The following is a 23640-nucleotide window of genomic DNA, read 5'->3' as shown; positions in this document are numbered from 1 at the left end:
CCGCGGAAACAACTGCATACCCGTGTCAGCACAGGGAGACGACGGTGTGGCGCCGATGGTGTCCGTCGTCGTCGTGACGTACAACTCCGAGGGGACGGTGGGCGAGACGCTCACGTCGCTGGACAGACAGACGTACCCGGACGACCGCTACGAAGTACTGGTCGTCGACGGCGGGTCGACGGACGGGACGGCGCGAATCGCCAGCGACCACGGCGTCGAGTGGCTCGTCGCCGAGGGTGCGACTATCGGCGAGTGTCGGAACCGCGGCGTCGACGCCGCCACCGGCGAGTACGTCGCCTTCACGGACTCCGACTGTGCCGTGCCGGCGACGTGGCTCGACTCGCACGTCGAGCGAATCGAAGCCTACGCCGACCACGAGGACGTCGTCGGCGTCGGCGGGCCGAACCGGCCGTTCCCGGACGACCCGGCCTTCGCGAAACTGATCGGGAGTCTGCAGGGGACGGTCTTCGGGTCCGGCGGGTCCCCACAGTCCCACGCTATCGACGAGGTGCGACTGGTGCGGTCGGTCGCGGCCTGCAACGTCCTCTACCGGGCCGACGTGTTCGAGGAGTACCGGTACGACGACGCCGTCAACGTCGGCGAGGACGCGGAGTTCCACTTCCGCCTCTCCGAGGCGGGCTACCGGTTCGTCTTCGACCCCACCATCGCCGTCTCGCACCACCTCTCGGCCGACTTCGGTGCCTTCTGCAAGAAGAACCGGTCGTACGGCTACGCCATGGCTCGCATCCAGCGCCGGCACGGGAGAGTGATTCGGTGGTACTCCGCGCTCCCCTCGCTGGCGCTCGGTGGCGGTGCCCTCGCCGCGCTGGCCGACATCTGCGCCCGGAAGGCCCGCTACGTCCCGCTCTTGCTCCTCGCGTTCCTCGTCGTGAGCGGCTACGCCACGGCGCAGGTGTACCGCGACCGGCGGAGCCCGCTGGCGCTGCTGGTCCCGGTGCTGCTCGCCGCGCAGTACTGTCTCTACGGCGTCGGCTTCCTCGAAGGGCTGACGACGCCGGACCCGGTGCCACAGGACCTCCCCTGACTCAGGCCCGGTAGATACCGATGGCCCAGTGGTGCTCGCCGAGCATCTGATAGCCGAGTCCGAGGTTCCCGTCGACCGCGCAGTGCCACCCCTCGCCGTCGAACCACGGGTCGACCTGATGCATCGCTCCGGAGTTCCACCCGAGGCCACCGGTCCCCTCGACGGCGGGCGAATCGTCGCGCTCTCGGTCGTCGTAGCTCGTCGGCGTGAGGTCGGTAATCTCGTAGAGGCGCACCCGCTCCCCGTAGCGGTCGGCACAGTCCTGATAGAACGCGAGAATCCGGTCCTCGAAGACGATGGGCCGACCGCCGGGTCGGGCCGCACGGGCCCGCCCCTCGACGACGGGATTCTCGTCGTGTGGCGTCCAGTCGGGCGCTTCGAGGGCGTCGCTGTAGTACGCGTAGAGGTCGACGCCATCGCCCAGCAACCCCCACCAGCGACCCTCCCAGCGGAAGGCGCTGAAGTCGTGCAGCGGCGTCGCCGGTTGGACGAGGTCCGCGACGGGGGTCCACTCGTGGGGGAACGACTCGGCGCGGTAGAGGGTCACGCCGGCGGGCCCCTTCTCTTTGGCCCAGCGGTCGGGAATCATGTAGTGGTCGCCGTCCCAGCGGAAGACGTAGGGGTACGACAGGTGCTCGTCGGTCTCGAGCACCACGCGGTCGTAGGTCCAGTCGTAGCCGTCCGCGCTCTCGGCGTGGGCGATGGCCGCCGAGGGGTCGCGGTTGTGGGTGTATACCTCGAAGAACATGTGCCACTCGCCGGCCTCGGTGACGAACAGGAACGGGTCGGCCACGCAGTCGGTGCGGCCGAAGTCGGTGACGTCCGCGCCGGTCAACACGGGATTGAGGTCACCTGCCGGCTGGAACAGCGAGGGGGACCGGTCGGCGTCGGTGGGGTACGACGGGACTACTGGGCCGTCGTAGCGGCCGGCGACGTCGACTGGGTCGGGTCGTCGCCGGGCGGTCGGTGGTCGCATGTGGAGGCGTTCGCCGGTGTGCCACGCCGTCCGTTCGAGGAGCGTGAACTTCGCAAGCCCGCTCCGAACGCCACTCACGACGGGGTCGACTCGAGTGCGTGCGTGGGCGAGTAGTGGGCTCTGGGAGGAGTCGTCGGCCATAATCGATGCCTACCATTCCGCTGCGGGACTACTTAATCACACACGACGGCGGCAGGTCAGAACCCGGTCCCCGCCGTGCCGAGTGCCCGGAGGCCGCCGGTGTTGCCGTCGCTGTGGGTGACCGTCACGTCTTCCGGGGCACCCTGATACAGCGACGGTTGGCTGGGGTCGCCGGCCGCCGAGAGGTTGACGACGTTCGAGGTGATGTCGGCCTCGGCACCCAGTTCGATGTACGGCCCGAGTATCTTCCGGCCCGGTCCGCGGCCGTTGTAGCTGTCGTACCCCAGTTCGTACACGTAGTCGGCCGTGCCGGTGACGTGCTTGACCGTGTCGACGACCGCCGACCCGTGGCCGAGCAGTCGCACGATAGCTGGCGGGTTCGTCGGGTTCGTCGTCGGTTCCCAGTGGACGTTGCCGAACTCTAACACGCTGTCCCACGTCTGGTGGACGGCGACGCCCGCGGACCCGCCCATCGTGAGGTAGTCGACGGTCTGGGTGCCGCCCCGGGAGAAGAACACCGTCGTGTTCTGCCCGCTGACGGTGGCGCTGGGGTAGGCGGCGATGGTGCCGAACCAGTTGGCCGGGCCGTACCACGAGCGGAACTCGAAGAGGCCGTCCTGGTCGCCGGCGTCACACTCGTAGATGGTGAGTTGGTCGTGGCGGCACTGGAACGGGCCGACGCCCTCGTCGACGCGGTAGACGGAGTTGTTCCAGCCCCAGAACAACAGGCGGCCGACCTGCAGGTCCTGCGTGTCCCTGTTCGCGTGGTGGATGGCGACGCCGGTCGGTTGGGTCCCGGCCGGCCCGTTCAGCGCGAACCCGTCGAGGACGACGCGGTCGACGCTCCCGTCCCGGTCGAACAGGATGCCGTCGGCGGTCTGGTCGGTGATGGACACTTTCGAGATCTCGACGCCGAGACCGAGTATCTGCGTCTCCTCGTAGGGGCGGATGGGGCCCGTCTCCTCGACGACGCCCGCCGGAAGGTGGACCTCGCCGCCGCCGTTGGCTGCGACGAGGTCCAGTGCGTCCTGAATCGGGGTATCGGTCCCCGAAGGGTCGATAGTCTGCGGGTCCGAGAGGTTCCGACCGATGGCGACGACGAAGCCGTCGAGGAGGAGCGAGGTGATGCCCGACCCCTCGACAGTCGTCGTGTCGCTCGACCCGCCGATGGTGCCGAGTTGGCTCCACGACCCGCCGTCGCCGATGTAGACGTTCCCGGTGTCCGTCGCGAGGAACTTCGCGCCGGCCTTCGCGACGTAGTTCGACCGGTCGGCGTCGACGTCGCGTATCTCGACGTCCGTGTCGATGCGTTCGAAGTTGCGGTTCAGCGGTTCGTCCCAGTCCAGCGTGCCGGCGGCCGGCGTCTCGTATTGGTGGTTGTCAGTCATGGTCAGTTGTCGACGATGCCGCCGTAGCCGTGGCTCCCGTAGCCGGACTCGCCGAACTCGTCGTTTGGAATCGGTGTCAGCGTCGCAGTCGCCGTCTCGGTGGGCGTCGCAGTCTCTGTCGCTGTCGGGGTAGGCGACGGCGCCGTCCCCTCGTACAGCGACGTGACCGCACTGGCGGTCAGCGCGGTGTCGTAGACGCGCACGTCGTCGACGGTGCCGACCATCCCGTAGTAGGAGGTGTAGCCGTTGTCGCCGCGGCCGACGTACAGCGACCGGGTGCTGTGGACGACCGACCCGGACTGCGACGCGTCGCGGTCGGCCTCGGCCCCGTCGAGGTACAGGACGAGTGCGTCGCCGTCCCACGTCAGCAGGAGGTGGTGCCACTCGCCGTCGTGGGTGGCGACGCCGAACGGATTGACCGAGGCCTGTCCGCTGTCGACGGCGACGTGGCCGCGGACGCTGTTGTCCGTCTGGACGTCGACGGCGTAGCCCTCGTCGCCGAAGCGCGCGTCGGCCTTCTGGAGGACGGTCTGGCTGTTCTCGCCGCTGGTCGTCCGGTACCACCCGCCGAAGGAGAGTTCGGCGGTCGGCGTCAGCGAGGCGGCGTCCGCGACTTCGACGTAGTCCTCGCTACTCGACCCGAACGTGACGCCCGAGGTGGCGAACACGCCGGTCGTGTCGAGCGTCGGCGACCCACGGAGGAACCCGTCTGCGGACCCGACGCTGTCGGCCGCGACGGTCCCGCTCGTCTCCTCGAACCGCCAGCGAGCGACCGGCGCCGGGCCGGTGCTCTCGGTGGTCGTCGGGGTCGGCGTGGGGGTCGGTGTCGACGTGGGCGTCTCGGTGGGGGTCGGTGTCGCCGTCTCGGTGGGGGTCGGTGTCGCCGTCTCGGTGGCTGTCGGCGTCGCGGTCTCCGTCGGTGTCGGTGTTGGCGTCTCGGTTGCTGTCGCCGTCTCGGTCTGCGTGGGCGATGCAGTCGATGTCGCCGTCGCCGTAGGCGTCTCTGTGGCTGTCGCCGTCGCCGTCTCCGTCACCCCTTCGTAGAGGTCTGTCACCTCGCTCGCCGACAACGCGCGGTCGTAGACGCGCACGTCGTCGATGGCCCCGTCCATCCCGTAGTAGGTGGTGTAGCCGTTGTCGCCGCGGCCGACGAACAGCGACCGGTCGCTGTGGACGACGGCGCCCGATTGGGAGGCGTCGCGGTCGACCTCCGTGCCGTCGAGGTACAGGACGAGCGCACTCCCGTCCCACGTCAGCAGGAGGTGGTGCCACTCGCCGTCGTGGGTGGCGACACCCCACGGGTTGACCGAGGCCCGTCCGCTCTCGACGGCGACGTGGCCGCGGACGCTGTTGTCCGTCTGGACGTCGACGGCGTACCCCTCGTCGCCGAAGCGCGCGTCGGCCTTCTGGAGGACGGTCTGGCTGTTCGCGCCGCTGTCTGTCCGGTACCACCCGCCGAAGGAGAGTTCGGCGGGACGGAGAGCGCCCGCGTCGGCTACCTCGACGTAGTTGCCAGACCCCGACAGGAAGTCGTAAGCCGTCGAGTCGTGGACGCCCGGGACCCCCTGTGTCGGTGCACCGCGGATAGCGCCGTCGTTGCCGCCGACGGCGTCCGCCGCGGTCCCCCCGGTTCCGTCGAGCGTCCAGTGGGCGACGAGGCCGTCGCTCGGTCCCGAGAGCGACAGCGCGAGCGGTGCGAACACCGCCGATTCGACGTCGCCGGAGACGAACCACGGGACCCCGCCGTAGCCCAGACGACGGTAGCCGGTGGGGCGCTCTCCAAGACACCCGGCGACCGACGTGGACCCGAGTGCGGCCCCAGTCACCTTGAGCAGCGACCGCCTCGAGAGGTCGTACTCGTCCCGTTCCTCGTCTGCCGGTGGGTCTGGTGCCATCTTCGTATCGGTTGGTTACCAGCAAATATACCCCTTTCTACTACTGTTGTCGAACTATAATGTCTGCTGGCGCGTCGAAACCGACGTCCGAAGCTCGGAAATTGGACGAATACACGTCGAACGGCCGTTACTCGACGGTGACGCTCTTCGCGAGATTACGCGGTCTGTCGATGGGGCGGGCCTTGCTGTCGGCGACGTAGTAGGCGAACAACTGGAGATAGACGTTCGCGGCCAGCGGTTCCAGCAGGCCGAGGTCGGGCACGTCGAACCCCACCTCGTAGTCGCCCTCGCGGCCCGACTCGGAGGCGATGGCGATGACCGGCGCGCCGCGGGACTGGACCTCCTTGACGTTGTTCTGGGTCTCCTCGGGGCGGGCGCCGTCGGTGAGGACCGCCAGCACCGGCGTCGCCTCGGTGACCAGCGCCAGCGGCCCGTGTTTCAGTTCGCCCGCGGGGAACCCCTCGGCGTGGTCGTAGGATATCTCCTTCAGTTTGAGCGCGCCCTCCAGCGCGACCGGGGTGGCGAACCGTCGACCGATGAAGAAGAACGCCTCGCCGCCCGCGTAGGCCTCCGCGACTTCGCGGACCGCCTCGTCGCGGTCGAGGGCCTGCTGGACGGCACCCGGCAGGTCCTGCAGGTTCGAGAGCAGTTCCCGGCCCTGCGCGGGGTCGAGTTCGCCGCGCGTGTCGGCCACGTCCAGTGCCAACATGGCGAGCGTCACCACCTGCGAGGCGAACGTCTTGGTCGCGGCGACGCCGATTTCCGGCCCCGCCTGGATGTACAGCGCGTCGTCACACTCGCGGGCGACGGTGCTCCCGACGGTGTTGGTGACGCCGAGCGTCCGGATGCCGGTCCGCTTCGCCATCCGCAACGCGCGGAGCGTGTCGGCCGTCTCGCCGCTCTGACTGACGCCGACGACGAGCGTCCGACTCGGGTCCCGGCCGCTCCCGACGGTGTACTCGCTGGCGTACTCGACGGTCGCGCGCACGTCCGCCAGCGTCTCCAGCAGTTGCTTCCCGTACAGACAGGCGTGGTAGGAGGTGCCACAGGCGACGAGTTGAATCTCGTCGAGGTCGTCGAGGAACGACCGAGACAGCGAGAGGTCGAGGTCGACCCGCTCCTCGATGGGGTCGATGCGGCCGGCGACGGCCTGCCGCAGCGCCTGCGGTTGCTCGTGAATCTCCTTGAGCATGTAGTGCTCGTAGCCGCCCTTCTCCGCGGCCTCGGCGTCCCACTGGATGGTGTGGACCGCGCGGTCGACCGGGGCGCCGTCGTGCCAGACCGAGATGCCGTCACGCGTCAGGTGGGCGACGTCGCCGTCCTCCAGATACGACACCTCGCGGGTGTGTTCCAGCAGCGGCGTCACGTCGCTCGCGATGAAGTTCCCGTCGGCCCCGTGGCCGACGACGAGTGGGCTGTTCCGCCGGGCGGCGACGATGCCGTCGTAGCCCGCGGCGACGACGCCGAGGGCGTAACTGCCCTCGATACGGTCGACGACGGCCGCCACTGCCTCGCGTAGGTCGGGAGTCCGTTCGAGTTCGTCCTCGACGAGGTGGGCGACGACTTCCGTGTCCGTCTCGCTGCGGAACGTGTGCTCGGGCATCTCGGCCCGCAGGTCGTCGTAGTTGCCGACGATGCCGTTGTGGACGACGGCGACCCGGCCCGAACAGTCCGTGTGCGGGTGGGCGTTGGCGTCCGTCGGTTTCCCGTGCGTGCTCCAGCGGGTGTGGCCGATGCCACACGTCTGTGGGGCCTCGTCGGGCAGGTCGAGGTCGGCCACGAGGCCGACCTGCTTCGACACCGAGAGGGCGTCGTCGACCAGCGCGATACCGGCCGAGTCGTAGCCGCGGTACTCCAGTTTCTGTAACCCCGCCACCAGTCGTGGCTGGGCCGGTTCCTCGCCGACGTAGCCGATGATTCCACACATGATTACCCCCTCCGTATCGTGTCGCCGCTGTCGATGCGTCCCCGCAGGACGGTCCCGCAGTCGGCCAGCACCTCGCGGCCGACGACGGTGCCCGGTGCGACGGTGACGCCGCCGCGCAGGGTCGTCCGGTCTGCCAGTACCGCCCCCAGTCCCACGTCGTCGTGGACGGTGTCACCGACGACGACCCGCGCCGGGCCGCCCTCGGCGGTGACGTTCGGACCGACCGACACCGACTCGCCCACGATGCAGTCGTGGAGGACGGCGCCGTCGCCGACTCGCGCCCCCGCCATCACGATGCAGTTCGAGAGCGTCGCGTTCGCGCCCACGCGGACGTTCCGTCCCAGTGCCGTCCCCGGCAGGAGCGTCGCGTTCGGCCCCACGGTGACGCCCTCGTCCAGCGCCACGTCGCCCGAGATGGCGGCGCTGTCGTGGACGGTGGCGCCGTCGACGTCGTCGTCCTGCCGGCGGAGCAACGCGGCGTTCGTCGTCAGCAGGTCCCACGGGTAGGTGAGGTCCTGCCACGTGCCGCGGTGGAGCACCGCCGACAGCGACCCGTCGTCGGCCAACCGCTGGAGCGTGGTCGCCATCCCGTAGTCCTGTCCCTCCGCCGGGTCGATGTCCCGGACGACGTCGAAGACGCCCGAACCGAAGACGTACGCCCCGGCGTTGACGAGGAACGGCGGGTCGTCGGTCGGGTCCTTCGAGACGGCCACGACCGACTCGCCGTCCACGTCGACCGCGCCGTACTCCGTCGGACGGTCGGACTGCACGGCGGCGATGGTCGCTCGCTCGGTCCGCTCCAGCAGGTCGGCCAGCAGGTCGGCGTCGACCAACTGGTCGCCGTGGAGGACGAGGAACGGCCCGTCGACGGCGGACTCGGTCTGTGCCAGCGCGTGGGCCGCGCCGAGCTGGTGGTCCTGTACGACGTACCGTATCGGGACGCCCCACTCGTCGCCGTCGCCGAAGTGACTCTGGATTCGTTCGCGGGCGTGGCCCACGACGAGCACTATCTCGTCGGCCCCGGCTTCGACTGCGGCCTCCAGCACGGATTCGAGTATCGGCTGGTTCCCCACCGGTACCATCGGTTTCGGCCGGCCCTCGGTCAACGGGCCGAGCCGTCGGCCTTCGCCGGCCGCGAGTATCACTGCTTGCATGGGTCTACCGTCCCGATAAGCATGGCTTACCGGTGGTCGCCGACCGGCATATAGGTTGCTCCGTGTCCGGTAGGCACCGACAAACCGTTAAATGCGTTCGGTCCTTCTTCGGTGCATGAATCGACGGAACGAGGGGGGTGCGGGGTCGTCGCGACGAGTCTTCTTGCGGACGCTCGGTGCGGTCGGGGTGACGGGCGCACTCGCCGGGTGCTCGTTCGGCGCGCGCGAAGACGCCGGAGACGGTGGCGACGGCGACGGTGGCGACACCGCCGACGGCGGCGACGGGAGCGACAGCGGCGGGTCGACCGGCAACTTCTTCGAACAGGGGCCGACGATCGGCGTCGAAGCGGTGGCGACCGGTCTGGTCTCGCCGACCGCCCTCGTGACGGCAGACGACGGCACCGACAGGCGGTTCGTCGTCGACCAGACGGGCGTGGTGTACGTCCACGGCGCCGACGGCCTCCGCGAGGACCCGTTTCTGGACCTCTCGGACCGACTGGTCGCACTCGGACAGGACCTGCCGAACTGGGTGGCCTTCGACGAACGCGGGCTGTTGGGACTGGCGTTCCACCCCGAGTTCGCCGACAACGGCCTGTTCTACGTTCGGTACAGCACGCCCGCGACCGACGACGAACTCGACCACCGGGAACGGCTCTCGGAGTTCCGGGCGACGGCCGACGGGACGCGTGGCGACCCCGACACCGAGCGAATCCTGCTGGACCTGCCGTGGGAACGGCCCATCCATCAGGCCGGCACCCTCGAATTCGGCCCGGACGGCTACCTCTACGCGGCGCTGGGCGACGGCCTGAACCCGTTCAACGGACAGGACCTGACGAACAACCTCAAGGGGAGCGTCCTCCGCCTCGACGTGGACGGGCGCACCGGCGACCTGCCCTACGGCATCCCCGACGACAACCCGCTGGTCGGGCGGGAGGGCCGCGACGAACAGTACGCGTGGGGCCTGCGGAACCCGTGGAAGATGGCCTTCAGCGGGGACCGACTCGTTCTGGGCGACGTCGGGCAGGCGACCTACGAGGAGGTCGACGTCGTCGAGAAGGGTGCCAACTACGGGTGGCCCCTGAAGGAGGGGTTCCACTGTCACGACCCGCAACTGGGGACCAGCGAGGACGGCGAGTGCGTCGTCGAGTCCGACCGCGGCGAACCGCTCGTCGACCCGGTGCTCGAGTTCCCGCACTTCGACGAGGAGGGGTACCCCGTCGGCTTCGCGGTCATCGGCGGCCACGTCCACACCGGCAGCGTCGACGCGCTCCGCGACCAGTACGTCTTCGGCGCGTTCACGAGTTCGTTCACCGAGGCCGCCGGCCGCATCGTCGCCGCGACGCCGCGGGATACCGGTCGGTGGCCGATGCGTGAGGTGCAGGTCGAGGGCGGCCTCGACATACAGGTGCTGTCGTTCGGACAGGACGGCGACGACAGCTACGTCCTCGGCACCAGAGCGGCACTCGCCGAGAACCCGCTCTCGAAACGGGAGGGCGTCGTCTATCGACTCACCAGCTAGAGGACGCCGACCGACTCGTACCAGTCGATGGTCTCGGTCAGCGCCGACTGCCACGAGCGCTGGCGGACCGGCGCTCGCTCCGTCAGGTCCTCGCGCACGGTCCCGAAGTCGCCGCGTTCGAGGAACCCGTCGCCGGGCACCGGCGAGACGCCGACCCGGTGGAGCAGGTCCAGCGTCGGCTTGACGACCCAGCGAGTCACGCCGTAGGGGACGCCGACGACGCGGCAGTTCCCCGGTGCGTGTCGCGCGATGGTTCCCAGTACCTGCCGGTTCGTGAGGTTCGGGCCGGTAATCAGGTGCCGTCCGGTCGCTCTCTCGTCGAGACAGTGCACGACGCTGCCGACCACGTCGTCGACGTGGACGACGTTGTACTCGTCGTAGGTGTACAGCGGCGGCACCAGCACTCGGTTGGCCGCGATGGGTCGGACGTGCTCGTAGCGGGTCAGCCGGTAGTCCCGCGGGCCGAAGATGTACGTGGGGTACAGCGCCGCCACGTCGAAGGGATGGTCCTGCCCGAACAGCAGGTCCTCCACGGCGACCTTCGAACGCTGGTACGGCGAGTCCGTATCGGTCGGCACCTCCGGGTGGGCTCCCACGGTGCTGAGGAAGACGAACGTCTCGACGTCCGCCTCGGCCGCCGCGTCCACGAGACGCTCGGTGCCGCCGGTGTTGGTCCGCTCCATCTCTGCCTGAGCGTACACCGCCGCCGCGAGGTGGACGACTGCGTCGACGCCCTCCATCGCCGCCGCGAGCGAGTCGGGGTCCGAGAGGTCGGATTCGACTGTCTCGACGCCGTCGGGAAGCCGCGCCGTCGACGCGCTCGGTCGGACCATCGCCACCGCTTCGCGGTCGGTCATCGCGTGCAGGAGGTTCAGGCCGATGAAGCCCGTCGCGCCCGTGACGAGGACCGTCACTGGTCGGCCCTCCACGCGGCCCCGGTTCGCTCGTACACCGCGTCGACGACTTCGGCGACGGCGACGCCCCGTGACGCGGGGGCGGCCGTCTCGGTGTCGCCCGCCGCGGCGTGGTCCGCGAAGTCGTGGATGCGGGCAGTGTGGGCGTCCTCGTCGCTGGCCGGGAACAGCGTCGCGACGCCGACGTCGACCAGCGGCAGGTCGCCGTGCTGGAACTCGACGGGGCGGCCGTGGACCTCGCCCTGTAACGTCTCGGCGTCCAGTTCCAGCCACCCCTCCGTCCCGACGACGAGGACCCGCGTCACGCCGTCGGTCTGTGTCCACGTTGCCGAGAGGTTCACCGGAACGCCGCCGATTTCGAGCGAGACGCGGGCGGTGTCCTCGACGGCGTTCCCTCGGAGGTGTCGCACGCTCGCGTCGGTCACGTCTGCGTCCTCGCCGAACGCCTCGAACAGGACGTCCAGCGAGTGCGGGAACAGGTCGCGGGCGACCCCGCCGCCCGAGAGGTCGGGGTTGTAGTACCACCCCTGCTGTGGCGGCGCCGAGTGGTGGGCGACGGTCACCTCGACGATATCGCCGAGCAGGTGGTTCGACAGCATCTCCAGCGCCCGTTCGTAGTTCCGGTAGTACCGGTGGAGGTAACCCACCTGCGTGACGACGCCGGCCGCGTCGGCGGCCTCGGCCATCCGGCGGGCGCTCTCGGCGGTCAGCGCCAGCGGTTTCTCACAGAGGACGTGACAGCCCGCGTCGACGGCGTCCAGGAAGATACCTTCGTGTGTACTCGGCGGCGTGCAGACGCTGACGACGTCGAGTTCGTGGGCCGCGAGCATCGCTTCGGCGCTCGCGTAGCCCGGTACCGAGAGGTCCCCCTCGACGGCCGCCCGCCGGGCGTCGTCGCGTTCGGCGAAGGCCACGACGCGCGTGCGTGGGTGACTGGTGAATGCCGGCACGTGGTAGTCGGTGGCCATCCAGCCAGCCCCGACGACCCCGACGGCCAGTTCGGTCATGGGCTATCTCTCGCCCGTCGCGGAGATAAACCCATCCCTAGGCGTGGCTTACCACGGGACGCGACGCGCTTCGACCGAACCATACAGTTAGGGCGGGGCGGCGTGAACACCCACCGGATGACCGACCTCACGACCTCGGTCCACCGCTCTATCACCGAGGTCAAACAGGGGGAGTGGAACGCTGTCGTCGCCCAGCAGTCCCGGACGGGGAGCGTCTTCGAGCGTTACGAGTGGCTGAACGCCTACGAGGACGCGACCGGCGCGTCCGCCCGGCACGTGCAGGTCCGCAAGAACGGGACGCTCGTCGGCGTCCACCCGGCGTTCGTCCGGTCACTACCGGGGACGCCCTTCCGCTTTCTCGGGCCGGCGAAACCGGGGTGCAACGGGGCGATGATTGCGACAGACGAGGCCGCCGTCTTCGACGCCATCACCGACGAGATGGCCGCGCTGACGGGTGGCCGGACCATCGGCCACCTGCTCAGACCCGCCGGGGGCGACTCGCTCCGATACGCGACGCGACTGCGTGACCGGGGCTACTTCCCGTCGGTGCGAGACTGCCAGTTCGTCCTCGACACCGATCGGCCGTGGGACGCCGTCGCCGCCGACCTCTCGCAGAAGAAACGCCGGAACCTCCGGAAGGCAGACGACGCCGGCGTCACCGCGACGGACGTGCCGGTCACGCCCGACAGTATCGACACCTTCGCGGCACGCCACGCCGAGCACGTGCGCCGTCTCGACGGCGACGGGGCCTCGCCGGAGTTCCTGCGGGCGCTACTGGCGGCGCTCGGTGACCGACTGAAACTGTTCCGGGCGACCGACGCCGAGGGCGACCCCGCCGGCGAACTGCTCGCGGTCCGCGACGACGAACGGGACTGTATCGACCTGTTGTTTCCGGCCTACGACCCGACGAACTTCCGGCAGTTCCCCTCGGAGGTGCTGTACCGGGCGGCTATCCAGTGGGGCATCGATGCCGGCTACGGGACCTGCAACTTCGGCGAGACGACGCCGGACTTCGCGGACGGCACGTTCTCGTTCAAGACGGCGTTCGGTGGGCGTGCGGTCCCGACGGTGCGGTGGGAACGCGTCGACTCGCTCGTCGGTCGGGTCCTCTATCTCCTCGGGAGCGACCGCGTCGTCGCGCGCCTGTTCGGGTCGGCGCTCGGTCGGCGACCCGGCGACTAGTCGACGCGTTCCGCGGGCCTCGACTCACTCCGGGCGAGGGCCCGACTCGCCGCCGTCGTCTGTGGCTCGCTCAGTCGTTCGCAGGCGTCCGCCTCCGGGAGCCACTCGAACTCGGTGTGTTCGTGACTCAGCACGACGTCCGCACGCCCGGTCGTGCAGCGATAGTACACCGCGAGTCGACCGTCGCCGGCCTCGTTGTGCCAGGTGACCGTGTGGACCGGGTCGTGGACCGTGACCGACAGCCCGGTCTCCTCTTCGACTTCGCGACGGAGACACTGCGTCACGGCTTCGCCGTCCCGAATCCGTCCGCCCGGCAGTTCCCACCCGCCGTCGCTCGACCGACGGACGGTGAGGACTCGCCCGTCGGGCCGACAGACGACCCCGCGGACGCTCACTGTCGCTTCGAGGAACTGCTCGTCCATACGCCCCGATTGTGAGAGGGGAGTGTCAGTGTACCGGTCGCCACGGCCAGCGTTCATTACGCTGGGGGGTGAACTCCCGACGAATGTACTCCCGCGACCACGCGATTCTCTCCGTCCTCGCCGGCCTCGCTCTCGTCGTCCTGACCACGCCGCCGGTCCACCCCGCCGTGGTCGTCGCCGTCGCCGTCGCCCTCGGCGTCGGCATCGACTTCGACCACTTCCTCGTCGCCTATCTCAACACCGGGTCTGCCGAGAGCACCCGTCGCGTCCTCCGGAACCCGCGCCTCGCGTTCACCGGGCAGGACGACATCTTCGAGACGGCGGATCTCTCGAAGTCCCAGCGACTGCTCAGCCACGTCCTCCTCGCGGGCGTCGCCGTCGGGGGACTGTGGCTGGCGTCGGCCCCCTACTGGGCGCTCGTCGTCGGCGTCACGCTGTACGTCCACGTCGTAGCCGACCTCTACGCCGACATGGGGGAGACGGCCGAGACCCGTCCGGTCGAGAACCTGCGCGATAGCTGGTGACTGTCGACCGGTTTGGATTCCGTATCCGGCCGATTCTGGCTCCTGCGTCCCGCTCCCGGGACGACGCCGTCCGAACGCCGGGCCGTTCGACAGCCCCGCCTTTGGAACGCTAACCGCAACGTCATAGAGTCGTCCGGCCCAAGTGACGGCGAGGTCGGCGTCGCCCGAACGACGCTCTCGACGCATACGCATCATGCTCCAACAGGGACTGTTCACCCAGCTAGCAGAGGCCGCTCAACCAGTCCGAGCGACGCTCCAGCCCGTCCTCTCGGACCCGCGCGTGCTGTTCGTCTGGGCGCTCGTCGCCGTCGCGTCGGTCGGTGTCCTGTGGTGGGACATCAGAGCCAACAACCAAGCGCTCCCGTCGATGATGAAGGGCGTCTGGTCGCTGGTCGTCCTCTACTCCGGCCCCTTCGGACTGGCCGTCTACTGGTACGCCGGTCGCACCCAGATACGCGGCGACTCGCTGTGGCGTCGCGGGCTCCGGTCGACGGCGCACTGCTACTCCGGGTGTGGCGCCGGCGAAGTCGTAGGTATCCTGCTCGCACAGGGCCTGCTCGGCCTCACTGTCGGGTGGGTCGCCGCCATCACGTTCGGCTTCGCGTACACATTCGGGTACGCGCTCACCGTCGGCCCGCTGATGCAGGAGGGCGTCGACTTCTGGACGGCGATGCGCGACGCGCTCTACAGCGAGACGCCGTCTATCACCGTCATGGAAGTCGTCGCCATCGGGGCCGACCTCTTCGTCGCGGCGGAGGCCCACATCACCGACGTGCTGTTCTGGCTGGCGCTGGTGCTGTCGCTGTCGCTGGGCTTCCTCGCGGCGTTCCCCGTCAACCTCGCGCTGGTCAGCGTCGGCGTCAAAGAGGGGATGCAGAACCCCGCGGAGATGGGACAGGGGTCGGCCAGCTAGTCCGATTCGATATAGCGCGCAGACGTTTACGCCTCGTTTGCCCAGCCAGCCGTTCACGGCACTGCTCCGGCGCGAACGGCGCGGGCCTCGAACTCGCGCATCCGTACCGAAGTGCCTCGGCTATCACTCGACCGTGTCGCGTCGTAGCCGGCCCGACGTCGTCGGTGAGACTTCCCACGGCACGTCAGGCCGGCGGATTCGACCCGACCAACCGCTGGCGCCGTCCGAGGCAGTACCGAACGTCGAACACCACGAACTGCGGTGTCCGTGGCGTGTGTCACGGCTGTCGGTCGACCGACACCGCGTGTCCGGTCGGTGCCGAGTCTCCCTTTCTACGACCTCGACCCGAAGGGGTCACACCGTCGTCGACGGCTACGGCCACGTAGTCGCCTCGCCGATACCCCCCGTTCGCCGACACGACACGGCTCGGATGGTCGTGTGTGACTCGGACTCAGGGTAACGGACAGAGGCTCGCGGTCAGCACCGCTCGCTCGTCGCCCTCGTTGTGTGCGCCGTGGACCTGTCCGCGCTCGTTGAGGACGACGCCCGGTGCGGTCACCGTCTCGGACTCGTCGTCTCGCTGGACGGTCACCGTCCCCTCGACGACGTGGAAGACGTTGGTCGCGCCGTCGTGTTCGTGTGGTTCGATACGTCCGCCCGGGCCGAGTGCGAAGGCCTTGAGGAGGACGTCGTCTGTCACTGCCAGTTCGCCGTCGACGACTTCGCCTTCCGCCGGGTCGGCGTCGAAGTCGCCGAGTAGTTCGAGCGTCATGGCCCGACCGTCGGCCCGCGCGAACTTAGCCGTTGGCTCTGCCCCGTTCGATGGCCGAAAACCGCACGTTCAGTCCTTCTCGCGCGGCACTCACTCAGGCCGGGGGTCGCCGGCGGACTGGCAATTTGATATAGCGCCATACAGTTTACGAGGCGGTCGCCGAACGCTGCTCAGGGCCGTCGTTCGTCGCCAAAGCACCAGCAAAACGCGGAAACCGGGTCAGTCGGTGTGCTCGCTCAGCGAGTCGAACGACTCGGTCGCGAGTGCCTCGGCGACGGCGTCGACGTCCACGTCGCCGACCTCGGCGGGGTACTTCCGCTGGAAGTAGCTCACGATGTTGTCCACGTCACGCCTCAACAGGTCGCGTGCGTTCTCGTGGTCGGTCGGCACCGCCTGTGGCCAGTCGAAGACGACGACCCCCTGGGTCGTGACGAAGACGTTGTACTCGCTCATGTCCGCGTGGACGAACCCTTCTTCGTAGGCGGTCTGCATCTCGTCCAGAATCAGTTCGAGTATCGGAACCACTTGCTCGGGTTCGAGGCCGGTGCGGGAGAGTTCGACGCCGTCGACTTTCTCCATCACGATGGCGTGGCGGTTCGTGTCGATGGGCTGGGGGACCGAGACGTCTGGATACAGCGTCTCCAGGGCCTCGTACTCTCGCTCCGCGGCCTTCCGGGCGGTGTAGAGCCACGAGACGTGGTCCCGGTCGGAGGTGTAGTCCCGTTCGCGCATCACCTCGCGGAAGTTGGTGTACCCCTCGCGGTGGTACTTCAGGGCCATCGGCTTGTAGGACTGCACTTCGTAGACGTCGCTCTCCTTGCCGACGCCCAGCGGCGCACCGAACCCCTCGATGGTGTCGCGCTCGACGAAGGTGTGTAACGCGAGCGCGTCGTACCCCTCGAAGGTGAGTTTGAACCCCTCGTACTGGATGGTCTTGCGCTCGACGAGCTCCCGGTCCTCACAGCGGTCCAGCCGGTAGTCGACGTTCTCGGCGGACAGGCGGGAGAACTCCGTGAGTTTCTCGCGGTTGACGTACTCGGAGAACCGCATCCCCTGCTCGACGCCGGAGAGCAGGTGGAAGTCCTCCGGCTCCAGCTCCGGCATCACAGAGGCGACGTTCTGGACCATTAGCGGCTCATAATCGCCCGACTCGTAAAAGTTCGACGCGTCGGGTGTCTCGCGGGGATAAATCAGATGACGCTATATCGAACCGTCCCGGGCCGCCACGGGGGACGCCGAGAGCCGAAGTACCTTTGTCGGCGACGCGGGACGAATCTGTATGGGCGACGACATAGACGAAGTGGACAAGGAGATCATCCACGCGCTTCAGGAGGACGCTCGAAACACGTCGTCGGGCGACATCGCCGACCGGACCGGCACGTCCGACAGTACGGTTCGCAAGCGCATCCAGCGCCTCGAGTCCGACGGGATTATCAAGGGGTACAGCGCCGAGGTCGACTACCAGCAGTCGGGGTATCCCCTCCGGATGCTGCTGTTCTGTACCGCTTCGATACCCGAGCGTGGCGAGCTTATCCCCGAGATTCTCGACATAGACGGCGTCGTCTCCGTACAGGAACTGGTCACGGGCGAGCAGAACCTCCTCGTCACCGTCGTCGGCGAGACGGACAGCGACATCACGCCCGTCGCACAGAAACTGCTCGACATGGGGCTGACCGTCGCCGACGAAGTGCTCGTCCGTAGCCACGAGACGACGCCGTTCGGCGAGTTCAGGTCCGAGTAGTCCGCGGCGTCCGCTTCGTCTCGACCACGGCCCGCATTTCACAATCTGGTCGAAACACAGCATCAAACCGACCGATTCGTTCGCCACGCGCCCGGTGCGCCCCGCTCGCTCGTGGGGGCTATCCCGGCGTCGGTGGTCCCCCTTCACACGGGCGGGCTACCCGAACGCCTCGCAACTGACACTGCTGGGCACTGCCCCGGACTGCCGCCGTTCCGGCGGCTACGTCCGCGTCTCGGCGTCGCCCCGACATTTCTCCTGCCCGTCTCCACCGTGGCCGGGACTCAGGCACCGTCGTTCCTAGCCACGAAAACATAATGTTCTATAATACGCAATATCGGGAACGTTTTGGTCGAATAGAAGACTTTAATAACCAGTTTGTTCGTATAGGTGGACGAACGCGACCGGTGACCGTCACGGGCCCGAGACGCCCGCGGCGGTGACCGGTCGGCACGGAACAAACGATGACAGAACAACAGCAGACGACGGCGGTCGGACAGCTACCGAACACGGGGACGGAGTCGACGTCGCTGGCGCCCCGAGTGTTCACACGCGTCGTGTGGGCGCTGTGTGTCGCCAGCCTCGGCGTTCTCGTCGCCCGATTCGCCGTCGACGGCGCGTGGACGCTGCCCGGCGTGGCTGCCGTAGACGGACTGACCGCCGTCATGTGGGTGGTCGTCACGTTCTTCAGCGGTATCGTCCACAGCTACTCGCGCCGCTACATGGCCGGGAGCCAGACCATAGACCGCTTCTTCGGCGGCGTGTTCGCGTTCACGCTGGCCGTGATGGTGCTGGTCGCGGCCGACCACGTCGCGCTCTTTGCCGGCGCGTGGGTGGCCATGGGACTCCTGATGGCCGACCTGATAGGCCACGTCCGTGGCTGGCCACAGGCACAGGCCGCGGCCGCACTCGCTCGCCGCTACTTCCTCGCGAGCGGCGCCCTGCTGACCGTCGCGCTCGTGACGCTGTCGCTGTCGACGGGGACGACCACCGTCTCCGGTATCGTGGCCGCCGCCGACACCGTCCCGCAGACCGCGTGGCTGGTCGCGGCGGGGGCGCTCCTGCTGGCGGCGATGATACAGTCCGCGCTGGTACCGTTCCACACGTGGCTGCTCTCGTCGATGACCGCCCCCACGCCGGCGTCGGCGCTCATGCACGCCGGCTTCGTCAACGCGGGCGGCGTCCTGCTGGTCCGCTTCGCTCCGGTGGTCACCGCCGACGCGCAGTTCATGCTCCTGGTGCTGGTCGTCGGCGCGACGAGCGCGCTGGTGGGGAAACTCCTCAAGACCGTCCAGTCCGACGTGAAGCGCCAACTGGGCTGTTCGACGGTCGGCCAGATGGGCTTCATGATAATGCAGGCCGGCCTCGGTTTCTTCGGCGCGGCGCTCACACACCTCGTCCTGCACGGGTTCTACAAGGCCTACCAGTTCCTCTCGGCGGGAGAACAGGTCGAACAGACGGCACCGGGCGGGGCCGAGTCACAGTCGGCCGGCGTCCTCGGTGCCGGCGTCGCCATCCTGTCCGCGCTCGCGGGCGGTGCCGTCTTCGCCGCCCTCACCGGTAAGGGGACGCACCTCGACAGCGGCCTCCTGCTCGCGGGACTGGTGGTGCTGACGACGCTACACGCGACTCGCACGGCCGTCGCGCAGACCGACTTGCCGGCCGCGGTCCGGTTCGGGGCCGTCCCGCTCGTGTTCCTGCCGGCGATAGCCGTCTACGCCCTCGCCTACAACCTCGTCCACGCACTGCTGGTCGGCGTGCCGGTCGTCACGGCGCCCGCCGACCTGACGCTCGTCCACGGCGCCGTCGCGGCCGCCTTCCTCGCCGTCTACGTCGCCATCGAGCGTGGCGCGTACGAGCACAGCCAGCGCCTGTACGTGGCGCTCCTGAACCTGAGCCAACCCCCCGCTGACACCGTCCTGACTGCCAAGGAGGACTACAATGAGTACTGAGACCCAGATTCGCGACAGTATCGAACAGGCCGCGACCGCGGTCGGAGACGCCTGGCCGCTCCACTCGTTCGTGACGGCCAACCCGCTCTCGGGCTTCGAAGACCAGCCGTTCCACGGGGCCGTCTCGGAGGCCGAGGAACTGTTCGACGCCGACGGCTACCCGAGCCCCGAGGTGTTCCGCCGGGCCTGGGAGGCCGGGAAGATAGCCCCCGGAGTCCTGCGTGCCGAACTGGCCGACCACGGGTACGACACGGACCCGGAGACGTCGCTGGAGCGCATGGACTCGCCGTCGACCGACGCGGACGCCGAGCAGACCGTCGAGGACGAGGTGGACCGCCTCCTGACGAAGTGGCTGTCGTCGTTCCTCGACCAGGGGCAGGCCCAGTGGTCGATGCCGAACCGTGAACAGGGGTTCTACGCCGCGTTCCACGCCGTGGCCCGTCACGACGGCGAGCTTCCGAACGCCGGGGCTATCGCCGACCTGCCCGAGGACCCGGTCGACGCGCTCGAACACCTCCTCGCGGACCACCCGGCCGACCGCCTGCCGGACGTCTTCGAACACCACCTGACGGCTCTCCCGGGCTGGACGGGCTACGTCAAGCAGCGCGCGGCCGACGGCGGCGACTGGCAGTCGGAGTACCCCATCACGCTCGCGGGGTACCTGGCGGTCCGCCTGACGCTCGCCGACCTGGTCGGCGCGCCCATCGACCCCCTCGACGCGCCGGGCACCACCCGCACCGTCGACCCGGTCGGCGAGCGCGAGGACGTCCCGCTGCGCGAGTGCTGGCTGACCGCGTGGGAGGCCAGCTATCGCGAGGAACTGGTCGACGCCGTCAGCGACGCCAGCGAGTCCCACGCCGAGGCCGACGATGGCGGCCGCCCGGACGCCCAACTCGTCTTCTGTATCGACACCCGCTCGGAGATACTCCGCCGCCACCTCGAAGCCACGGGCGACTACGACACGCACGGCTACGCCGGCTTCTTCGGCGTCCCGATGCGCTACGAGGGGTACGACGCCGACGTGGCCGTCGACGCCTGCCCGCCCATCGTCGACGCACAGCACCACGTCGCCGACCGCCCGACGAAGGACGCCGACGGCACGCAGGCCGATTACGACCGCTGGTCGGCGACACTCGACGCCGGCGGCGAACTGCTCGCGTCGCTCAAGAAGAACGCCGCGACGGCGTTCAGTTTCGTCGAGACGGCCGGGAGCGGCTACGGGGCCGCGCTGGCGGCCCGCACGCTCGCGCCGGCCCGCGCCGCCGGCCTCCTCGACGCCGCCGACGACCGCACCCCCGACGACCACGAGTTCTGCGCGCCCGGCGTGGACTACAACCCCGACGGCGTCCACGAACTCCGCGAGGGGCTCACCCTCGACGAGAAAGTCGAGTACGCCGCGACGGCCTTCGACCTGATGGGGTGGGAGACGTTCGGCCGCCTCGTCGTGTTCACCGGCCACGCCAGCGAGACGGCGAACAACCCGTTCGATTCGAGTCTGGACTGCGGCGCCTGTGCCGGCAACCCCGGTGGACCGAGCGCGCGCGTCCTCGCCGCCATCTGCAACGACGAGGCCGTCGTCGAGGAACTCCGCGAGCGCGGGTTCGACGTCCCCGAGGACACCGTCTTCCTCGCCGGCGAGCACAACACGACGACCGACGAGGTGACGCTCTACGACGACGGCGTTCCAGCGAGCCACCGCGAGGACCTCGAACAGCTCCGTGCGGACCTCGACACCGCCCGCGAGGGAGCGGCCGCCGAACGCGCCGCTTCGATGGGTGCCGAAGGCGCGGGCGTCCGCGAGACGGAGCGCCGCGCCGCCGACTGGGCGGAGACGCGCCCCGAGTGGGGCCTCGCCGGCAACGCCGGGTTCGTCGTCGGGCCTCGCGACCTGACCGAGGGCCTCGACCTCGACGGGCGCGCGTTCCTCCACTCCTACGACTGGACGACCGACCCCGACGGTGACGCGCTGGCGGCCATCATGCCCGGCCCGATGGTCGTCACCCAGTGGATAAACAGCCAGTACTACTTCGCCACCGTCGACACCGCCGTCTTCGGGAGCGGGTCGAAGGTCACCCACAACCCCGTCGGCAACGTCGGCGTCTATCAGGGCAACGGCGGCGACCTGATGACCGGCCTCCCGCACCAGTCCGTGATGGCCGCCGACGACGACCCGCACCACCAGCCCCTGCGCCTCTCGACGGTGATTCACGCGCCCGTCGACCGCGTCACCGACGTGCTGGCCGACCACGAGGAACTCACCGACCTGCTCGACAACGGCTGGCTCTCGCTGACCGTCGTCGACCCGACGCAGGACCACCGTGCGTTCCACTACGAGGACGAGTTGGCGTGGACGCCGATGTCCGAGAGTCCCGACGTCGACGCGGCGGAGCCGACCGCACCGACCGTCGCAGACGACTGAGCCGACACGAACCCGGCCCGGACGACCGACGTCTGACCGTCCCGCCGCGAACCGGGTGCGGTGGGTCCGATGCGGACGGGCCGACAGCCGTCGACCTTGCACTTGCAACGCGGCCCGACTCGGCGACCCGCGCCGTACTACGGGTGTCGCATGACCGACCTACTCCCGACCGGTTCCGAACCCGACTCGCACAGTTTCGCCAGTTACTCTCAGACGACGAGGTGGTGGTGACGTGGCGATACTCGAACTCGCCGTCGGGTTCTTCGTCCTCGCCGTCGTCGCCGGCGTCTTCGGTGCCGGCGGCGTCGCCGGGATGTCGATGACTATCGCGAAGTGGCTCGTCCTCGCCTTCCTCGTGCTGGCGGTGCTGTCGCTTCTGGTGTAGCCGCGGCTACGGGCGGTCGGCGTGAGGCGCTACGGCGCCCCGGCCTCGGCTACCGACTCGTTCAGCCACGGGTCGAAGTGGACGTTGGACTCGCCCGCCGTCGTCGGGGACTCCGAGACGGCGCTGCCCTGCCCGTCCGCGAGCGTCCCGGTCACCGGGTCGGTGAACGGGGCGTCAGTGTCGTTCGCGCTCGACGGGCCGCTGGCGGTGCCCCAGTAGTTGTCCGTCGCGTTCAGCGTGGCCGCCCGCTCGTTGTTGACCGCCCACAGCGTGCTGTTCACGATGGCGTTCCGACTGACCGTCGTGCGCTCGGTACCGCCGGCATCGGGCGGACAGATGCTGACCTCGGGCAGGGACAGTCCCACGTCGTTTCCGGCGATGACGTTGTGTCGGACCACCAGCGGCACGTGCGTCGAGGCGGCCCGCAGACCGACGGCGTTCGTCCGGAGCGTGTTGTTCGCGACGAGCGTCCGCCGGTCGGTGTCACCGGTATCGGTCGGTCCGGTCGTCGCGACGAGGACGCCGTTTCTCGTGCGCGTGATTCGGTTGCGCCGCACCACCGTGTCGGTCGCATCTCCGCCGACGACGACGCCGTCGGCGTGGTACGAGATGGAGTTGTTCACGACCGTCGTCCCGGTCGACCAGGTGACCTCCACGGCCGTCCCGGCGTCCGCACCTCCGCCGTGCCACTCGAACTCCAGTGACTCGTCGCACTCGACGCAGCCACGGATGCTGTTGTTCGCGACCGTCGTGTTCGCGGCCCCGTGGTCGACGCTGACCGCGGTCCCGCGCGTGAACCTGGCGAACCTGTTGTCGACTATCACGGTGTCCGTGGTGTTCGAGAGGGCGACGCCGTACCCCGACGGCGTCGTCGTCGCACCGAAGCCACCGGCGCCGTAGAACCCGCTCGACTCGATGCGGACGGCCGTAGAGTCGACCACCGAGAGGCCGACGCGGTTGTCCGACAGCGTGACGTTCCTGACGGTGACGCCGTCGACGCCGTCGACAGCGATGGCCGACGCCTCGTAGTAGTTGTCGGCGCTGAGGTTACGCACCGTCACGTTCGAGAGCCGTCGGTCCTCGACGCCGACGCTGACCGGGGTCGCCAAACGGGGAACCTCGATGGTGTGTCCCCGCCCGTCGAGGACGACGTCACTCGCCTGCACGCGGAGACAGGGGTCGTCGCTGAGTTCCTCTCGGGAAAGGGTCTGCGTGACGACGTACCGGCCGGACTCGGTGATGGTCCGACACTCGGTGATCGCGGTCGGCTCGGATGCCTGTGTCTGTGCGTCCACCACCGGCGTCGCGGCCACCGGTGCGAGGACGAGAATCCCTAACAGTACTGGTATCCGTAGTCTCATGGTGCC

General features: G+C 69.0%; 20 protein-coding genes. 9 read left to right on the top strand and 11 right to left on the bottom strand.

Annotated elements, in window-relative coordinates:
- The first annotated feature begins 22 nt into the window (after positions 1 to 22).
- Positions 23 to 1045, top strand: a complete 1023-nt coding sequence (locus EGH21_RS03625) for a glycosyltransferase (RefSeq protein WP_328765206.1) — start codon at positions 23 to 25, stop codon at positions 1043 to 1045.
- Between the two features lies 1 nt (position 1046).
- On the opposite strand, the gene EGH21_RS03620 is transcribed toward EGH21_RS03625, so the two are convergent.
- From EGH21_RS03620 to EGH21_RS03600, 5 genes are all read right to left on the bottom strand, one after another.
- A complete protein-coding gene (locus EGH21_RS03620; RefSeq protein WP_220617094.1) occupies positions 1047 to 2162 on the bottom strand; it encodes a glucosamine inositolphosphorylceramide transferase family protein in 1116 nt (371 codons plus the stop codon).
- A gap of 56 nt (positions 2163 to 2218) precedes the next feature.
- Positions 2219 to 3550, bottom strand: coding sequence for a hypothetical protein (locus EGH21_RS03615; protein WP_220617093.1), 1332 nt, complete (start codon positions 3548 to 3550; stop codon positions 2219 to 2221).
- A gap of 2 nt (positions 3551 to 3552) precedes the next feature.
- A complete protein-coding gene (locus EGH21_RS03610; protein WP_220617092.1) occupies positions 3553 to 5445 on the bottom strand; it encodes a LamG domain-containing protein in 1893 nt (630 codons plus the stop codon).
- Between the two features lie 127 nt (positions 5446 to 5572).
- Positions 5573 to 7372, bottom strand: a complete 1800-nt coding sequence (gene glmS, locus EGH21_RS03605) for a glutamine--fructose-6-phosphate transaminase (isomerizing) (RefSeq protein WP_220617091.1) — start codon at positions 7370 to 7372, stop codon at positions 5573 to 5575.
- 2 nt (positions 7373 to 7374) lie between these two features.
- Positions 7375 to 8526 (bottom strand): sugar phosphate nucleotidyltransferase, encoded by a 1152-nt coding sequence (locus EGH21_RS03600; RefSeq protein ID WP_220617090.1) that lies wholly within the window; start codon positions 8524 to 8526, stop codon positions 7375 to 7377.
- A gap of 115 nt (positions 8527 to 8641) precedes the next feature.
- On the opposite strand from EGH21_RS03600, the gene EGH21_RS03595 reads away from it, so the two are divergent.
- Positions 8642 to 10045 carry a PQQ-dependent sugar dehydrogenase gene (locus EGH21_RS03595; protein WP_220617089.1) on the top strand — a complete coding sequence of 468 codons (1404 nt, stop codon included), beginning with the start codon at positions 8642 to 8644 and terminating at the stop codon, positions 10043 to 10045.
- Here EGH21_RS03595 and EGH21_RS03590 read toward each other — a convergent pair.
- Together EGH21_RS03590 and EGH21_RS03585 are read right to left on the bottom strand one after the other, a co-directional pair.
- Positions 10042 to 10959: an NAD-dependent epimerase/dehydratase family protein gene (locus EGH21_RS03590; protein ID WP_220617088.1), complete on the bottom strand. Its 918-nt coding sequence runs from the start codon at positions 10957 to 10959 to the stop codon at positions 10042 to 10044. The two genes, EGH21_RS03595 and EGH21_RS03590, sit on opposite strands and share 4 nt — an antisense overlap.
- A complete protein-coding gene (locus tag EGH21_RS03585; protein ID WP_220617087.1) occupies positions 10956 to 11966 on the bottom strand; it encodes a Gfo/Idh/MocA family protein in 1011 nt (336 codons plus the stop codon). The genes EGH21_RS03590 and EGH21_RS03585 overlap by 4 nt, the downstream gene beginning before the upstream one ends.
- Before the next feature lie 117 nt (positions 11967 to 12083).
- Here EGH21_RS03585 and EGH21_RS03580 point away from each other — a divergent pair, with 117 nt between their 5' ends.
- The gene (locus EGH21_RS03580) at positions 12084 to 13148 is read left to right on the top strand and encodes a GNAT family N-acetyltransferase (RefSeq protein ID WP_220617086.1); all 1065 of its coding nucleotides are present in this window, start codon (positions 12084 to 12086) and stop codon (positions 13146 to 13148) included.
- On the opposite strand, the gene EGH21_RS03575 is transcribed toward EGH21_RS03580, so the two are convergent.
- Entirely contained in the window at positions 13145 to 13570 is a 426-nt protein-coding gene (locus EGH21_RS03575) for an NUDIX hydrolase (RefSeq protein ID WP_220617085.1), read from the bottom strand. The genes EGH21_RS03580 and EGH21_RS03575 overlap by 4 nt on opposite strands.
- 83 nt (positions 13571 to 13653) lie before the next feature.
- Here EGH21_RS03575 and EGH21_RS03570 point away from each other — a divergent pair, with 83 nt between their 5' ends.
- Entirely contained in the window at positions 13654 to 14094 is a 441-nt protein-coding gene (locus EGH21_RS03570; protein ID WP_220617084.1) for a hypothetical protein, read from the top strand.
- A 193-nt stretch (positions 14095 to 14287) separates the two neighbouring features.
- A complete protein-coding gene (locus tag EGH21_RS03565; protein ID WP_220617083.1) occupies positions 14288 to 15007 on the top strand; it encodes a DUF4396 domain-containing protein in 720 nt (239 codons plus the stop codon).
- Between the two features lie 451 nt (positions 15008 to 15458).
- On the opposite strand, the gene EGH21_RS03560 is transcribed toward EGH21_RS03565, so the two are convergent.
- Both EGH21_RS03560 and EGH21_RS03555 read right to left on the bottom strand, forming a co-directional pair.
- Positions 15459 to 15779: a cupin domain-containing protein gene (locus tag EGH21_RS03560; protein WP_220617082.1), complete on the bottom strand. Its 321-nt coding sequence runs from the start codon at positions 15777 to 15779 to the stop codon at positions 15459 to 15461.
- 219 nt (positions 15780 to 15998) lie between these two features.
- Positions 15999 to 16907 carry a serine/threonine-protein kinase RIO2 gene (locus tag EGH21_RS03555; protein WP_220617081.1) on the bottom strand — a complete coding sequence of 303 codons (909 nt, stop codon included), beginning with the start codon at positions 16905 to 16907 and terminating at the stop codon, positions 15999 to 16001.
- Positions 16908 to 17058: 151 nt separating this feature from the next.
- Here EGH21_RS03555 and EGH21_RS03550 point away from each other — a divergent pair, with 151 nt between their 5' ends.
- The 4 genes from EGH21_RS03550 (at position 17059) to EGH21_RS03535 (ending at position 22273) form a co-directional block, all read left to right on the top strand.
- Complete coding sequence (locus tag EGH21_RS03550) at positions 17059 to 17520, top strand: Lrp/AsnC family transcriptional regulator (RefSeq protein WP_220617080.1); 462 nt, start codon at positions 17059 to 17061, stop codon at positions 17518 to 17520.
- 461 nt (positions 17521 to 17981) lie between these two features.
- Positions 17982 to 19469 (top strand): proton-conducting transporter transmembrane domain-containing protein, encoded by a 1488-nt coding sequence (locus EGH21_RS03545; protein ID WP_220617079.1) that lies wholly within the window; start codon positions 17982 to 17984, stop codon positions 19467 to 19469.
- Entirely contained in the window at positions 19459 to 21888 is a 2430-nt protein-coding gene (locus tag EGH21_RS03540; protein ID WP_220617078.1) for a DUF2309 domain-containing protein, read from the top strand. The genes EGH21_RS03545 and EGH21_RS03540 overlap by 11 nt, the downstream gene beginning before the upstream one ends.
- Positions 21889 to 22126: 238 nt before the next feature.
- Positions 22127 to 22273, top strand: coding sequence for a DUF1328 family protein (locus EGH21_RS03535; RefSeq protein WP_220617307.1), 147 nt, complete (start codon positions 22127 to 22129; stop codon positions 22271 to 22273).
- 29 nt (positions 22274 to 22302) lie between these two features.
- On the opposite strand, the gene EGH21_RS03530 is transcribed toward EGH21_RS03535, so the two are convergent.
- The gene (locus tag EGH21_RS03530) at positions 22303 to 23634 is read right to left on the bottom strand and encodes a right-handed parallel beta-helix repeat-containing protein (RefSeq protein WP_220617077.1); all 1332 of its coding nucleotides are present in this window, start codon (positions 23632 to 23634) and stop codon (positions 22303 to 22305) included.
- Between the last annotated feature and the right edge of the window lie 6 nt (positions 23635 to 23640).

The sequence above is a fragment of the Haloarcula rubra genome (assembly GCF_019599465.1).
Lineage (GTDB): Archaea > Halobacteriota > Halobacteria > Halobacteriales > Haloarculaceae > Haloarcula > Haloarcula rubra.
This window is presented reverse-complemented; position numbering and strand designations above follow the sequence as displayed.